The sequence below is a fragment of the Actinoallomurus soli genome, from assembly GCF_024055715.1.
GTDB lineage: Bacteria > Actinomycetota > Actinomycetes > Streptosporangiales > Streptosporangiaceae > Actinoallomurus > Actinoallomurus soli.
This window is the reverse complement of record NZ_JAMXMV010000003.1, coordinates 348,389-364,285: the sequence shown is the minus strand read 5'-3', so window position 1 is coordinate 364,285 and position 15,897 is coordinate 348,389. Positions and strand designations below refer to the sequence as shown.

Below are 15,897 nucleotides of genomic sequence, written 5' to 3'. Positions count from 1 at the left end.
CCGACGGTGTGCCGTCGAAGGGGTGACTCGGCAGCGCCCCCGCTTCGTGACGGTCGGCGCGGTGACCGTGGTCACACTTCCCGTGCCGCCCCGGTGGCCGTGGTCACCGCTCCTGCGCCGCCGCGTAGGCGAGCTTGTCCGGGTTGAGGACGGCGTGCACGGCGGTCACGCGATCGCCCGCGAGGTCGAAGGAAACGATCATGTAGAGCTCGCCAGCCTCGTGCAGGACGAGCGCCGGTTCGCCGTTGACCGTACGGATCGCGATGTCCATGCCGGCCGCGCGCGGGTGGGCGGCCAGGCCGGCGAAGAAGCGTGCCACGCGGACCGGTCCCGTGATCGGGCGCCGGGCGGCCGTGGCCTTGCCGCCGCCGTCGGACCAGGCGACGACGTCCTCGGCGAGCAGCTTCTCCAGGCCGGCGAGGTCGCCCTCCGTGGCGGCGGCCAGGAAGCGGAGCACGATCTCCTCGCGGTGGGCGGTGCTCGGGGCGAACCGCCGCCGGGGTTCGCTCACGTGCGCGCGGGCCCGCCGGTACAGCTGACGGGCGTGCGCCTCGTCGACGCCCAGCACGTCGGCGATCTCCGCGTGCGGGTAGCCGAACGCCTCCCGGAGGACGAACGCCGCGCGCTCGGGTGGGGACAGGCGTTCGAGCAGCATGAGGACGCCGAGGGAGATCGACTCGCGCTGTTCGACGGTCTCCAGTGGGCCGAGCCGGCCGTCCTCGGTGAGCACCGGCTCGGGCAGCCACGGCCCCACGTACCTCTCCCGGCGGGCGCGGGCGGAGCCGAGCCGGCTGAGGCAGAGGTTCGTGACCACCGTGGTGAGCCAGGCGGCGGGGACGTCGACCGGGCCGCTCGCCTCCCAGCGCAGGTAGGCGTCCTGCAGTACGTCCTCGGCCTCGGTGGCCTCCCCGAGCAGCCGGTACGCCAGGCCGAACAGCCGCGCCCGGTTCTCCGTGAACTCCGCCAACTTGTCCATGACTCACCCCGTACGACGCCGATGGACCGCATTATCCACCATTCGCGAATATCCGGGCGACCGGATAGACGGTTTTTGTTCAGCCGAAATGACGCTGAGTGCATTTCCCGGTCCGAGTGAACGAACCGGTATTCATCGTCGTCTTATTGATGCCCAACAAAGACGGCGGTTAGGGTGTCACCACTCTACGGGGATGTGCGGAAAGAGGAGGATACGGGGTTGATGATGCTGCGGTGCGCGGCCGTGCCCTCCGGCTCGGCCACCAGGTCGTCCGGGGGAGTCGGTGCCGGGTAGGGGAGCGCGGCTGTTCGGGCGCGACCGGGCCGTTCTCGTCGTACGGGAGTTCATGGAGCGGCCCGAGCAGGGGCGCAGGCGCACGGCCCGCGAGGCCCCCATTCTGATCTTCGAGGGGCCTGCCGGCAGCGGAAAGACCGCGCTGCTGGATTGTCTGGAGGACGCGCTCGAGAACCGCGTTCCGTACGCCCGGGTGGATTTCGCCAAGATCGGCAACATGGCCGTGTACGAGGTGCTCGCCGCGCTGGCGTTCGAGCTCAATCGTCGATGCGGCGACTACGGCCGGCTCGGGTTCCCCCGGTTCATCGTGGGCCGGGCGGTCATGGAGGATCAGACGATCGATCTCACCAACCGCGTGCGAGCCCGCGCACAGGTCAAGGCACTCCTCGAGAAGTACCGGAACATCGCCGCGCTGCGGGCGCTGATTCAGCGCGTCGCGCCTCCGCTGCAGAAGATCCTCGGCATACCACAGCAGATTCCCGTCACGAGCTTCGCCGACCTCCTCGTCGACGGCCTCATGGCGAGCGGGCGGTGGGGCCGCCAGATGCTGCTCGGCGCCGGCCAGGACTGGTACGGCGACCAGGATCTCGGGCTCGGCGCCGATTCCATCGACGAGCTGGTCCAGCTGAACGCCCGGTTCCGCGCATACGGGACCGACGGCAACCGAGGGATGGTCGACGGGCTGCTGCTGGCGGCGTTCAGCGCCGACCTGCGGGAGGCGTTCAAGAAGGGGCGCGCCGCCAAGCGACAATTCTCGGCCGCCGTACTGCTGGACAACGCCGACCTCCCCGACGGTCAGCACTTCCTCGTCGAACTCGCGCGCATCCGCGAGGCGCGGGCGGCGGGCGACTCCACCGTGCCGCTGGTGTTCGTGGCCACCAGCCGCGGCGTGCTGACCGCACGGGTCGCGCGGAGGGCCCGTCCCTATGCGCAGCCCGAGACCGCCGGCCGCACCGACCATCTGAACCGTGGGCCGGCGGCGCGCTGGTGGTACCCGATCGTGCTGCGCGACCTGAGCGAGAGCGAGGTCGAGACGATGGTGACCGCCCTCGGCCTGCACGGCGCGCCCGACCGCCGCATCGCCGCGATGGTCTATCACTTCACCGGTGGCCATCCCGGCGCGACCCGGTCCCTCCTCGACGCGATCGCGCGGGAGCCCGAGGGCCCGTACGACGTGCGCGCCCTGCTCGACCGTACGGACGACCGCGGCGGCACGCTCGGGGAGCGGCTGCTGGGCGACCTGCTCGCCCACTGCACCAAGCGGCAGGCGGACAAGCTCGTCATCGCGGCGGCCGCCCGCGACCAGGACGAGTCGGACCGGCTGATCACGCCCCGCGGACTGCTGCGGCCGGCCGACGTGGCGAGCCTCTACACGCCGGACCTGTGGGGCGGCGGCGATCCGCCGGAGCCGGCGGTCCTGCACCCCGTGCTGCGGCGCCTGCTGAGCCGCCGCCTGGCCGGGGCGGAGGGCGAGGCCACCTGGGTCACCGTGCACCAGCGCCTCCGCGTGGCGGCCGAGGACGAGGAGGACGAGGCGGGGGAGCTGTACCACGCGCTCGCGCTCGGCGAGATCCCGCTCGTGACACGGCGGCTCGCCACCCGGCTGACCGCGCTCGACGGCGACGCCTGGCTGGCCCTCCTCGACGCGGTCGTCACCGCGCCACGAGCGGCGAGCCGTGGGGACGACCCCGCCGACGAGGCGCAACTGCTGGCCGGCTGGGCGGACGCCGAGGCGGACGCGACGGTCCAGGCGCTCGCGCCGCTGCTGACCGGGCTCTGGGTGGTGACCGACCCGCTGACCGGCGTGCACCGCCGTGACCTCCACCTGGACATCGCCGCGGGCTATGACGCGATCACCCGCTTCTCCCCGCGCCGGCGTCAGGCACTGCGCCAGCGGGCGCAGGACCACCAACAGCAGGCGCTCCTATGGGACTGACATGAGCACTGTCGATAAATCGCCGATCTTCCCGACCGCGCGCCGGCACCGGCGGGCGTGGCTGATCGCCGGGGCGGTCGCGCTGGCCGTCATCGTCGCGGCGGTCCTCATCGTCGTCGTCCTCCGGGACGAAGGGCGCTGCTCGGGTGACGTGGCACGCGTGCACGGAGAGTGCATCGGCGTGTCGGACGGACGCGATCACGAGCACCCGTGGTTCGCCACGCACGGCCAGGACAAGGCGTGGAAGCCGCTCCTCAATGCCATCTGGGCCGAGAACGAGCGGGTGCGCCACAGCGGCAAGCAGTACGTCACGGTGGCCTACCTCGGACCGTTCTCGTTCACCCCGGACCGGGACCTGACGACCGGCCGGACCATCCCCGAACTCGAGGGCGCCTATGTCGGTCAGCTACGGGCCAACCACGGTGAGGGCGGCGGTGACCACCCGCAGATCCGGCTCGTCCTGGCCAACGAGGGCAGCGACCAGAGCCAGTGGAAACGCGTGGTCGACCGGCTCAAGGGCATGACCGGGGCACCGGATCACCTCGTCGCCGTGGCCGGGCTGGCGCTCAGCACCCAGGCGACCGTGCAGGCGGCCGTCGCGCTGTCCAAGGCCGGGATTCCCATGGTCGGGGACGTCATCACGGCCGACGGTTTCGACAGCACCGGCGCGGTACGGGCCGCGGTCGGCCTGGGCGGCGGCCGGATCCCCGGTCTCACCCGCGTGAACCCCCAGGTCGGCGACGAGCTGGCCGCGGTCGGCCAGGTGCTGGCCAAGCGGCACGATCTGCGCACGGCGACCCTGGTGACCGACCAGAGGGCCACCGACCTGTACGCGAAGTCGCTCCGGGACGACTTCACCAAGGATCCCCTGCTCGCCTCCTACCTGCAGCGGCAGCACGCCCTGGAGGAGACCTTCACCGCGGACCGGCCGGACGAGCCGGGGCTGCCGAACCAGTTCTCCGTGATCGCCAGCAACATCTGCGGCTCTAACCAGCCGGACATGGTGTTCTACGCGGGCCGCCAGAAGTTCATCAAGGCGCTGTTCGGCTACCTCGCCGAGCGCTGCCGTCGGCCGATCACGCTGGTCACCGGCTCCGACGCCTCGGCGATGACGACCTATCCGGGGCCCGGCTCGATCGTCTACGCGGCGCTGGCGGACCCGGACGTGCTGGCCGGCGACCGCAACCCGTCCCGCGCCGCGTACCTGAGCTTCCTGGAGGAGTTCCGGCGCCATTTCGACGTCGCGGATCTGCGCAGCGGATGGGCGATCATGGCGCACGACGCGATGCTCACGGCGGCGCAGGCGGTCCGCCGCACCACCGGACCCGCCGCCAAGGACGATCCCGTCCCGGAGAACGTCCGGAACATGCTCTACGCCATGCACACCGCGAACCGCGTGCTCGGCGCGTCCGGCGACATCGACCTCGGCCCGGACGGCGACCCGGCGCACCGTCTCATCCCGGTGCTCCAGATCGCGCCGGACGGACGGCGCACCGTGCTCGACATCCACCGCTCCTGACGCGTCCCGGCGCGCCCGAAGGTCTACGCCTCCGGGCGTACGGGAGCCCGAGGTCATCCGTCCGGCGGACGCGCGGACCCGCCGGACGGCCGATGCGGGGCCGCGATCCGGGGCGGAGCATGAGCCCGAGGTGATCTCCGTGAAGAGATGGAAGCTCGTCACATGCGCGGTGGCGTCGCTCACCGCGCTCCCCCTGGCCGTCGCCGTACCGGCGGGCGCCGCGCCCACCGGGCGGTACCGCGCCGAGATCCGGCGGACGGCGTACGGGATCCCGCACGTCAAGGCGGCCGACTACGCCGGGCTGGGATTCGGTGAGGGGTACGCGTACGCACAGGACAACGTGTGCGTCGAGGCGTCGCGCCTGGTCACGCTGGCCGGGGAGCGGTCGCGGTACTTCGGGCCGGACGCCGCGAACGACGACCCCCTGACCGGCACGTCGAACCTCGACAGCGACGTGTACGAACAGGCCGAGCTGCGGTCCGGCGTCGTACGCCGGCTGATCGCGCAGCCCGCGCCGCTCGGGCCGACGCGGGAGGTGCGGGACCTCGTGCGCGGGTACGTCGCGGGCTACAACCGCTATCTCCGCGACACGGGCGTCTCACGGCTCCCGGACCCGACCTGCCGCGGCGCGGCGTGGGTGCGCCCGATGACGGAGCTGGACGTCTACCGGGACCTCTACCACGTCGTTCAGCTGGAGGGCGCCGAGCAGGCCATCGCGCCGATCGTCAACGCCGCCCCGCCTGCGGCGGGCGCGACCGCGCGGGCGAGGCCGCCCGTCCTGCGGAAGGCCGACGCCGGCAGCAACGCGTACGGGCTGGGCCGGGACGCGACGCGCGGCACGGGCGGCATGGTGCTGGCCAACCCGCACTTCCCCTGGAACGGGATCGGCCGGTTCTACCAGGTGCAGCTCACGATCCCCGGCCGGCTGAACGTCACCGGCGCGGCCCTGTACGGGACGCCGCTGGTCGAGATCGGGCACACCGAGCATCTCGCCTGGAGCCACACCGTCTCCACCGCCGCGCGGGCCGTGTTCTACCGGCTGACGCTCGCGCCCGGGGACCCCACCGCGTACCTCGTCGACGGGCACCGCGAGGCGATGACCCGGCGAACCGTGACGGTCCGGGTGCGCGGCGCGGACGGGCGGCTGAGCAGCGTGAGCCGGACGCTGTACGACTCCCGCTACGGGCCGGTGCTGGCGGACGGCTGGACCACCGCGAACGCGTACGCGATCCGGGACGTCAACGCCCGCAACGTCCGCGCGATGAACACCTGGCTCGCGATGGACCAGGCCGACAGCGTCGCGCAGCTGCGCACGGCGCAGGACACCTACCAGGGCATCCCGTTCACCAACACGATCGCGGCGGACTCGACCGGGCAGGCGTACTACGCCGACGCGTCGGTCGCGCCGCACGTCACCGACGAGCAGCTGAAGAGCTGCGCGGTCGACGGCCCGGAGCCCACGCTGGACGGGTCGGCGTCCCGCTGCGCGTGGGGCAACGACCCCGACGCGATCGAGCCGGGCATCTTCGGGCCCTCCCGCGCGCCGCGCCTGTCCCGCACGGACTACGTCACCAACTCCAACAACAGCCCCTGGCTGACCAACCCGGACGCACCGCTCACCGGGTTCCCGCAGATCTTCGGGGACACGGGCACCCCGCGCTCGCTGCGGACCCGGCTCGGCCTGGACATGGTGCGGCAGCGCCTCGCCGGAACCGATGGGCTCGGGCCGCGCGGGTTCGACCTGACGACCCTGCGGCGGACCATGCTCGGCGACCGTGACCTGAGCGCCGAGCTGCTGCGCGACCAGCTCGTGGCCTACTGCCGCGCACACCCGACGCTGACCGCGACCGACGGATCGCCGGTCGACGTACGCGACGCGTGCCGGGTGCTGGCCGCCTGGGACTCGCGCACCGACCCGGGCAGCAGGGGCGCCGTCCTGTGGCGGGAGTTCCTGAACGGCGCGTCGAGCCCGGCGCTGTTCCGCACGCCGTTCGACCCCGCGCACCCGGTGACCACCCCTCGGGACCTCAACACGGCGGACCCGGCCGTCGGCCGTGCCCTCGCCGACGCCGTCCAGCGGATGGCGTCGCTGCGCGTGCCGCTGGACGAGCCGCTGGGCGCGACGCAGCGGTACGCCGGGATCGCCATCCCCGGCTGCCCGGGCGGCGAGGGCTGCTTCAACGCCGTCTACCCCGCGAGCCCGGTCCTGCAGGCGAACGGCACCTACCCGGACGTGGCCTCCGGCTCCAGCTTCATCATGGCCGTGGCCCTCACCCCGGCCGGGCCGCGGGCCTCGACGATCCTCACCTACTCCGAGTCCGCGAACCCGAACTCGCCGCACCACACCGACCAGACCCGCCTCTTCTCGGCGAAGCAGTGGGTCCCGGACCGGTTCACCGACGCCGAGATCACCGCCGACCCGGCGTACCGCACCACCCGCGTCGCGGGCTGACGAACCTCCGGCTCGGAGAACGGCGCAGGTGAACGCCGTCCCGCCACTCGGGGGAGGGCTTCCTCGTGGCGGGACGGCTCAGGACGCGGTGGTCGTCGTGGAACGGGCGGCACCGGCGCCGCCCGCCCGTTGCACCACGACGATCACCCCGTACCGCCCGGCGCGGCCGGACGCCCCCTCGGATGGGCGACCCGGCCACGCCGTGCGGGGTCAGTTGCGGCCGAGAGCGCGGTACTCCCAGCCGGCGGCACGCCAGGCGTCGGCGTCCAGGGCGTGCCGGCCGTCGACGATCCGCTTGTGCCGGACGACCTCGCCGAGCGCGGCCGGGTCGACCTCGCGGAACTCCGCCCACTCGGTGAGCAGGACCACGACGTCGGCGTCGCGTGCGACGTCGAGGGCGCTGTCGCCGTAGCGGAGCTCCGGGTAGGCGCGACGGGCGTTGTCCAGCGCCGCCGGGTCGAACACCCGGACGTGGCCGCCCAGCCCGTGCATCGTGCGGGCCACGTCGAGGGCAGGCGCGTCGCGGATGTCGTCGGAGTTCGGCTTGAACGCCGCTCCCCACGCCGCGATCCTCGCCCCGGCGAGCTGCCCGCCGAGCAGCTCGCGTACGAGGTCGACCGTACGGGCGCGGCGGCGGCGGTTGATGGCGTCGACCTCGCGCAGGAACGACACGGCCTGGCCGACGCCGATCTCCTCGGCCCGGTGCGCGAAGGCGCGGATGTCCTTGGGCAGGCAGCCGCCGCCGAAGCCGAGGCCGGGGCGCAGGAACTTCCCGCCGATGCGGTCGTCGAGGGCCAGGGAGTCGGCCAGGTCCTTGATGTCGGCGCCGACCGCCTCGCAGACCTCGGCCATCGCGTTGATGTAGGAGATCTTGGTGGCGAGGAAGGAGTTCGCCGCGACCTTGACGAGCTCGGCGGTGGCCAGGTCGGTCCGGACGACCGGCGTGCCCAGGTCCAGGATCGGGGCGAACGCCGCGCGCAGCCGCTCGTTCGCCCAGTCGGAGGCGACACCGAAGACGAGGCGGTCGGGGCGCATCGTGTCCTCGACGGCGAAGCCCTCGCGCAGGAACTCGGGGTTCCACGCCAGCTCGACCTCCGTGCCGGCGGGCGCGAGCTCCTGGATCACGTCGGTGAGGACGTACGCGGTGCCGACCGGGACGGTCGACTTGCCGACCACGAGGGTGCGGCGCTCCAGGTGCGGGGCGAGCGCGCGCACGGCGGCCTGGACGTAGGTCAGGTCGGCGGCGTCGGAGCCCGGCTGCTGCGGCGTTCCGACGCAGATGAAGTGGACGTCGCCGAACGCCCCCGCCTCCTCGAACGAGGTCGTGAAACGCAGCCGTCCGGAGTCGAGCGCCTTCGTGAGAAGCTCCGGCAGGCCGGGTTCGAAGAAGGGCACCTCGCCGGAGGCCAGCTTGGCGATCTTCTTCTCGTCGACGTCCACGCCGAGGACCTCGTACCCCAGGGCCGCCATGCAGACCGCGTGGGTGGCGCCCAGGTAACCGGTGCCGATCACGGTGAGCCGGGGCAGCTCGGTCGGCTTCGGGGTCATGCCTTCTCCTTCGTTCACTTGTTGACGCACTTTCCGTTCTCGGTGAGCCGACCGCCGCTCACCTTGTTGTCGCAGAGGATCGTGTTGCCGCCGGCCGTGTCGTTGATGCCGACACCGTTACCGCCGGCGAGGTCGATCGTGTTGCCGCGGAACACGTTGCCGGTGCCCCAGCCCTTGATGATCTGGTGGGTCTGGAACCCGTCGGCGGGGGTCTTCGTGCCGGTGTTGTCCTGCAGCACGTAGTCGTTGCCCTTGACGTCCACCCAGGAGTCGTTGTGCTTGTCGCCGCCGAGGTTCGATCCGTCGAAGACGTTGCCGATGACGCGGCCGCCGGTCGTGCCCTCCTTGATGTCCACCGCCTCGGCGGTGGCCTGGATGACGTTGCCGCGCACGACGTTGTGGTCGCTCTTGTCCATCTTTCCGCCGGACACCTGGCTCCAGTTCGACTCGGCCGAGCCGAGGTAGACGCCCTCGCCGAACTTCGCGCGCCGCCGGCCGGTGCCCCAGATCTTGTTGTACTGGACGGTGTTCCCGGTGCTGAAGTCGCGCAGGTGGATGGCCTCGTCGCCGATGTCGTGGACGGTCAGGCCCTGGATGACCGAGCCGTTGCTGCCGTCCGCCATCACGCCCTTCTGGCTGTTCTGGACGCTGAAGCCGATCAGGTGCCAGTACGCCGCGTGGTCGAGGTGGAAGGCGTAGCCCTTCTTGATGCCGCCGCCGTCGAGGATCGCCGAGGCGTCCCCGCACAGGCTGATCGGCCGGTCCGCCGTGCCGGAGGCGCGGGTGGCGAACTTCCCCTGGTACGTGCCCGGCGACAGCGTGATGACGTCGCCCGGCTTCGCCTGTTCGAGCGCGCTCTGCAGCGCGTCGGCGCTGTCGACGGTGCGCGTGGCCGACGGGCAGGCGATCTTCCCCGCGCCGGTCGGGACGGGCAGGTCCGGCTCCGGGCCCGCCGACGCGCCGGCGTCCCCTCCGTCGCCGCCGTCGCCGCCGGCGGGGGACGACGCCGGTACGGGCCGGAGGCGGGAGGCGGTCTTGTGGTGCCTCGCCGGCGAGGACCCGCCACGGCCCCCGGCCAGCAGCCAGGTCAGGCCCGCCACGAGGAGCGCGCCGACGACCAGCCCGGAGACGAACTTCAGGTCGATCTTCACAGCGACTCCCGTACCTGCTCGTCCGCGCCACCGGACGGGAGGGCGACCGCCAGCAGATCGGGGCTCGTCTCGGTCGTGTCGACCTTACGCGCGCGCTGCAGCGCCAGCACCGGCCGCTGCTCCAGCTTGCGCTGGTCGTCGTACGGGTGGACGTGGCGGCGGCCGATCCGCAGCCCGCTGCCGCGCGAGCGCAGCGCCGAGACGACGACGAGCAGGAAGACGAGGGTCCAGATGATGTTCATCGGCTTGGCGACCCGCTTGACCTCCGTCCAGAAGCCCGCGGTGTCGTGCCAGCCTGTCGTTCCGTTGTTCGAGATGGCGGCCGTGCCCTTCGCCCGGGACACGTCGAGCGCGCTCGTGCCCGCACCGCCGAACGTGTTGCCCGTGACGCGGGCGCCGCCGACCTGGCCGACCAGCGAGACGCCGTGCCGGGACGCCGACTGCACCGTGTTGCCGATCACCGAGCCCGTCGAGTCGCGCAGGTAGATGGCGGTGTCGGTGTCGTCGACGATGTTGCCGGCGATGTTCGCGGCGGTGACCCCGCCGCGCAGCACGATGCCCTGGCGGGCCTGCCTGCTCAGCTCGTTGCCGGAGATCTGCACGCCGGTCGCGTCGCCGCTCGCCACGATCCCCATGTCACCCCCGACCACCTTGCTCGTCTGCACGGCCAGGTGTGCGCCGCCGAGCAGTTCGACCCCGTAGCGTCGATTGTCCCGCGCCGTGCTGCTGGTGACTGAACTGTCCCCGTACGCGCGCGGGGACTCGCCGCTCGCGGACGGGCCGTTCGCCAGCGGCTGGCCGTTGAGGGTGAAGCCGTTGCCGCCGTTGCCCTCGGCGGTGCAGCCGGTGATGCGGACGTTCTCGGTGCCCCGCGACAGGACGAACCCGTCGCCCCGGCTGCCGGTGACGGTGGTGTTCTCGATGCTGGCGTTCCGGGCGAACCGGTGCATCAGCACACCGTTCACCTGGCTGTTCTCGATCCGGTTGTTCGTGATCTGCGTCCCGTCGGACGCCGAGACGAAGATCCCGTACGCGTCGCCGTCGATGGTGCTGTGGTCGACCGATCCGGTGACGAGGTTGGCGGCCGGGACGAGGAAGCCGACGCTCGTCTTCCCGTTCGACGTCGTGACCTCGACCTCGTTCTGGCCGCCCCGCGTCGTGTCGGTGGTGCCGTCGGCCAGCTCCACGCGCTTGGGCGCCGAGGCGCCCGGGTCGACGCGTTCGGCGGCGTCGTCGGGCCGGTCGCTGCCGGTCATCGCGATCCCGCCGGTGGGGCCGCTCCAGAACCCCAGGCCGGACACCCGGGCGTACTTCATCTGGAACTCGCCGCCGATCGCGCGGATGTAGGCCCGCCCGTCGCCGAGGCGCGTGTCCGTCGTGCCGGACTGGTCGTTCCAGCTCATGATCCGCACCGGGTTCTGCGCCGAACCGTTGATCCGGATGCTGGCGCCGAAGCCGACGATCGAGGTGAACACCCCCGGGACGCTCTTCATCCGGATCGTCAGCGGACCCGCTGAGCTCTGCAGCACCAGCTTGGCACCCGCCGCGACGAAGACGTTCACGCCGAGCACGTACGAGCCGTCGTTCTGCTGCTGGAAGTCCCGCTGGGCGTACTTCTGCAGGTCCGCGACGTAGTACGGCCGGCTGCGCTGCGGCAGCACGAGCGTCTTGCCGATCGAGGACCCGAAGATGTTCGGCTGGCGCATCGCCGCCGCGCGCGGGCCGCCCCGGCGCAGCGTCGAGGTCAGCACCGCGTTGGTCTGCATGATGCGCTGGCTCTCCTGGTCGACCAGCGCCGCCTCCTGCCGCGCGTCGTTCGGCGACACGTCGTCGACGGCCGGCAGACCGGAGGGCTTTTCGGTGTACCGCACGTAGGCGTACGTGCCGCCGGCGGCCAGTCCCAGCACCAGGACGGTGGTGACCAGCCGACGGCCGCGCCGGCGCGGCGCCGCCTCGCCCGAGTCAGGCGCTGCCATCGCGTACCTCCCGCTTTCGCGTCGTCCCCGTGCCGTTCATCGCCCGTCACCGCCGGCGGTGATGCTCCGCAGCGCACGCGCCGGACGCTCCGCGAGCTGCCGCTGCGCCGCGTACGGGTCGATCCCGCGCCGGTTCCGCCGGGGAAGCGCGCGGGACCGGACCATCATGAAGATCACGATGAGGAACACGGCGGCCCAGATGACGTTCATCGGCTTGGCGTACCGCATCGCCTTCGTCAGCAGGCTGGACGTGTCGTCCCAGCCGGAGGTGTCGTTGTTCTCCCGGGTCAGCGTGCCGTGCGAGCCGGCCTTGCTGATCGCGCTCGGCCCGGACCCGCGCAGGGTGTTGCTGACCACCTGCGTGCCGTCCGTGCCGCCGCGCAGCACGATGCCGTGCCGGGTCGCGCCCCGGATGATGTTGCCCGACAGCTTGCCGCTCGAGTTGCGCAGGTAGATGCCGACCTGGACGCCATTGACGAGGTTCCCGGCGACCTGCGCGCCGGTGACCCCCTCGCGCAGCGCGATGCCCTGCCGTCTCTGCCCGCTGAGCTGGTTCCCGGAGATCTGCACGTTCGTGGCCGCGGACCGTACGACGATGCCCATGTCGCTGCCGATGACCTTGCTGGTCTGCACCGCCAGCCGGTTGCCGCCCAGGACCTCGATGCCGTAGTGGCCGTTGTCCCGTGCCGTGCTGCCGTTGACCGAACTGTTGCCGTACGGCTGCGGGGACTCGCCGCTCGCCGACGGGCCGAGCGCGAGCGGCGAACCGTTGAGGGTGTAGCCGTTGCCGTGATTGCGCTCGGACGTGCTGCCGGTGATCCGGACGCCCTCGGTGGCGCGGGACAGGACGAACCCGTCCCCGCCGCTGCCGGTGACCGTGGTGTTCTGGACGCTGGCGTCCTTCGTGTAGCGGTGCAGGAGGATGCCGTGGGCGAGGCTGTTCTCGACCCGGTCGTCGTTGATCTGCGTCTGCGTGGAGCCGGAGACGAAGATCCCGTACGCGTCGCCGGTGATCCGGCTGTGCTCCACCGCCCCGGTGACCAGGCCGGCGGCCGGTACGTGCGACGCGGTGCCGCCCGGTCCGTCCGGGCCCGCCGGGGACACCTCGACGTCGCCGGGTCCCACGGCCTTGGTCTCGTCCTTCTTGCCGGACAACCGCCGCGCCTTGGCCTCGTGCCGCTGCGTCTTGGTCAGGTGCCGGGCCGCGTTGGCGGGCCGCTCCGTTCCCGTCAGTGAGATGCCGCCCGTACGGCCGCTCCAGAAGCCCAGGTCGGACACCTGCGCGTACGACATCCGGAACGCGCCGCCGATCGCGCGGATGTAGGCCCGCCCGTCGTTCACCTGGGTGTCCGGCTGACGCGTCCGCACGTTCCAGCTCATGATGCGGACCGGCGCCTGGGCGGTGCCCTTGATGGTGATGGTCCCGCCGAAACCGACGATCGAGCTGAACGCGCCCGGGACGCTGCCCATCCGGATCGTCAGCGGCCGGCCGTTGCTCTGCAGCGTAAGCTTCGCGCCGTCGGCCACGAAGAGGTGCGCGCTCAGGAGGTACGAGCCGTCGTGCAGCCGCCGGAAGTACCGGCCGCCGTAACGCACCAGGTCCGTGATCGTGTAGGCCGAGTCATCGGTGCGCTGCGGCAGGACGAGCGTCTTGCCGTGCGCCGAGCCGAAGATCTCCGGCTGCTTCCACGTCAGTGACTCCTTGCCGCCCCCCTGCATCAGCGAGGACAGGACGGCGCGGATCTGGATGATCCGCTCGTCCTCCTGGTCGACCAGGGCGGCCTCCCGCCCGCCGTCGTCCTGGGTGGCGGCGGCCCCGGTCTGCGACGGGGCGGGGGAGGGCGTGGCGGCGTGGACGTCCGCGGGCAGCAGCGGCAGGCCGAGTGCGAGTGCCGCGACCAGGAGCCCGCGCGCCCCGGCGTTCACGGGCACGCGGTACCGGCCCGGTCGTGCGCCGGGCGTGGTGGCCGTCACCTCAGACCGCCTGTTCCTGCAGCGTGGCGGCGGTCTGCCCGGCCCCGCCGATCTGGTCGGAGGTGCGTGTCAGCCAGCCCTGCTTGTTCATGGTCACGAAGGCGTAGAGCTTGATCGGCAGCGCGATCAGCATGACCACGACCGCGGTCAGCGGCAGCAGCAGGATCTCGTGCGGGTGCCGCTTGAGGTGCGACCACCCTCGGATGCCACGGCCGACCAGCATCCAGCCCACCGACAGGCCGATGCCGAGCGGACCCATGTGCAGCCGGCTGAAGACGAAGTACCCCAGCGTGACGCCCATCGTGACCGGCGTCAGCAGGATCTGCAGCACGGTGACCTTGGTGACGAAGGGCGTCTTCCACAGCCAGCCCTTCCACAGGGCGGTGAGGTAGCAGCGGTAGGAGTTACGGCTCCAGCGGACGCGCTGCTTGATGAACGCGCGGAAGCTCGCCGGGAACATCGACACCGCGCGGGCCGAGGACTGGTGGACGGTCTTGTAGCCCTGGGAGAGGGTGAGCCAGGTCAGGCGGCCGTCGTCGCCGGCGATGCAGCGGCGGCCCAGGAAGAACTCGTTCTCCAGGTGGTCCACCACGGGCAGGATCACGGAGCGGCGGTAGGCGGCGGTGCGGCCGGACAGGCACGCGACGCCGCCCTTGCTGCCCATGGCCGGGACGTAGTCGTAGTAGCGGAGGTTGACCAGCCAGTCCGCGATGCGCCGCCAGACGCTGGTGGTGCGCTGGTAGACGTTCTGCTGGGTGCCGACGCCGCCGACCTCGGGGTCCTCGAACGGCATCTGCAGGGCGGCCAGCAGCCCGGGCTCCCACCAGGTGTCGGAGTCCGCGAACACGACGACGTCGTACTTGGCCGCCCGGATGCCCACGCCGAGCGCCGAGCGCTTGCCGGCGTGCTCGTAGACCAGCACGGTCAGCCGAGGGTCGGTGACCTTGGCGAGCCGGCGCTGGGCCTCGCGGTCCGCGACGTCGATCACGATGATGACCTCGTCCGGGTCCTGGTCGAGCCAGCTGCTCAGGCAGCGCAGCAGAATGTCCGGGTCCTCCCGGTAGGAGGGGACCACGACCGAGACGGTGGTCGTGAAACCGTTGATGACGGGCTTGTAGAGCCGCGACAGGATCACGCGGTAGAGCCAGAGCGACCAGACCAGAAGACCCGCGAGGCCCAGCGGAACGAAGGTGTGCCAGCCGCCGCCGGCCGTCGCCGACGAGATCCAGGTCCAGGCATGGCTCGACCATGCGGTGATAGACGACAAGGTGATCCTTCCCCCGGCGCCGTCACCGGCGCCAACCCCAAGATCAGCTGGAGAGCCGGGGCTCCCCACGCGTGACCGGGCCCCATTGCCCCACATGTCACGGCAAACACGCTAGACCCCAAAATAACTATCAAACGTTCAAGTATCACTACAAGTTCTCGACCACCGCTGTAACGCCTTCGAAACACGAAAGGTGAAGCATGAAGCGCGTTTCAGGCTTCGGTAGTGGAAGACGGGTTGAATAGGAGGTTGGTTTTAAACCACCTCCAGGTGACCGGAACCCGGTGCCCCGCACTGGGGCCGGGCTGACCGGCCGCTTCGTGATCACGACTGGTCGCGGCGTCACGAGGCGCGTGTGCCAGGGCCGGGCGAGCGCGCCGGGTACCGTCTGCGCCGAGTCGACGATCTTCCTTCGAGAAGTGGCGGTGGGGGCGTCGCCGGTGGCCGGGAGGGCGCCGATTCCGGGTGATGGGGGCGCCGGTAAATCTCCATTCATTTCGCGGTGTCGAACGCTCGATCGTGTGGCGTCGTCCCGTTCCGGAAAACGTGCGCGTCTTTTCGGCTGAGCTTTTTGTCATGGCGCTCCGGTCATCAATGGGTCCGCTCGGCCGGGTCCGCGGTACCCGTTCCTCGCCGCCCTCGGGCCGGATGGGGCGCTCAGAGGCAGGTCGACCGGGTCCGGCGGCCGCGCGGACGTCTCTCGCCGGGCGGGTACGGGGCCGGGGCCGGGCGGTCGTGGGGCGTGCGGTCAAGATGTGAATCGCTCTCACGTCAGAAAACGGAAATTAGCCGCTATTCGGGCAA

9 protein-coding genes are annotated in these 15,897 nt (G+C 71.6%); 3 read left to right on the top strand and 6 right to left on the bottom strand.

All coding sequences use genetic code 11. The features are described from left to right. Positions 1–103 precede the first annotated feature (103 nt). Positions 104–976: an RNA polymerase sigma-70 factor gene (locus NDW01_RS10840; protein ID WP_252819405.1), complete on the bottom strand. Its 873-nt coding sequence runs from the start codon at positions 974–976 to the stop codon at positions 104–106. A 283-nt stretch (positions 977–1,259) separates the two neighbouring features. On the opposite strand from NDW01_RS10840, the gene NDW01_RS10835 reads away from it, so the two are divergent. The 3 genes from NDW01_RS10835 to NDW01_RS10825 all read left to right on the top strand — a co-directional run bounded on the left by NDW01_RS10835 (position 1,260) and on the right by NDW01_RS10825 (position 7,177). Continuing rightward, positions 1,260–3,206: a hypothetical protein gene (locus NDW01_RS10835; protein WP_252819404.1), complete on the top strand. Its 1,947-nt coding sequence runs from the start codon at positions 1,260–1,262 to the stop codon at positions 3,204–3,206. Between the two features lies 1 nt (position 3,207). Then, the gene (locus NDW01_RS10830; protein ID WP_252819403.1) at positions 3,208–4,725 is read left to right on the top strand and encodes an ABC transporter substrate-binding protein; all 1,518 of its coding nucleotides are present in this window, start codon (positions 3,208–3,210) and stop codon (positions 4,723–4,725) included. A gap of 139 nt (positions 4,726–4,864) precedes the next feature. After that, positions 4,865–7,177: a penicillin acylase family protein gene (locus tag NDW01_RS10825; protein ID WP_252819401.1), complete on the top strand. Its 2,313-nt coding sequence runs from the start codon at positions 4,865–4,867 to the stop codon at positions 7,175–7,177. 210 nt (positions 7,178–7,387) lie between these two features. Here NDW01_RS10825 and NDW01_RS10820 read toward each other — a convergent pair whose 3' ends face one another. From NDW01_RS10820 to NDW01_RS10800, 5 genes are read right to left on the bottom strand one after another with little or no spacing between them, the layout of a single operon-like run. Beyond that, positions 7,388–8,725, bottom strand: coding sequence for a UDP-glucose dehydrogenase family protein (locus NDW01_RS10820; protein ID WP_252819399.1), 1,338 nt, complete (start codon positions 8,723–8,725; stop codon positions 7,388–7,390). 14 nt (positions 8,726–8,739) lie between these two features. Further along, on the bottom strand, positions 8,740–9,876 hold the full coding sequence (locus NDW01_RS43745) for a right-handed parallel beta-helix repeat-containing protein (protein WP_252819397.1): 1,137 nt from the start codon (positions 9,874–9,876) through the stop codon (positions 8,740–8,742). Continuing rightward, positions 9,873–11,852, bottom strand: coding sequence for a right-handed parallel beta-helix repeat-containing protein (locus tag NDW01_RS10810; RefSeq protein WP_252819395.1), 1,980 nt, complete (start codon positions 11,850–11,852; stop codon positions 9,873–9,875). Before NDW01_RS10810 ends, NDW01_RS43745 begins: the two co-directional genes overlap by 4 nt. A gap of 36 nt (positions 11,853–11,888) precedes the next feature. After that, complete coding sequence (locus tag NDW01_RS43740) at positions 11,889–13,826, bottom strand: right-handed parallel beta-helix repeat-containing protein (RefSeq protein ID WP_252819393.1); 1,938 nt, start codon at positions 13,824–13,826, stop codon at positions 11,889–11,891. A 1-nt stretch (position 13,827) separates the two neighbouring features. After that, a complete protein-coding gene (locus NDW01_RS10800) occupies positions 13,828–15,093 on the bottom strand; it encodes a glycosyltransferase family 2 protein (protein WP_252819390.1) in 1,266 nt (421 codons plus the stop codon). Positions 15,094–15,897: the final 804 nt, after the last annotated feature.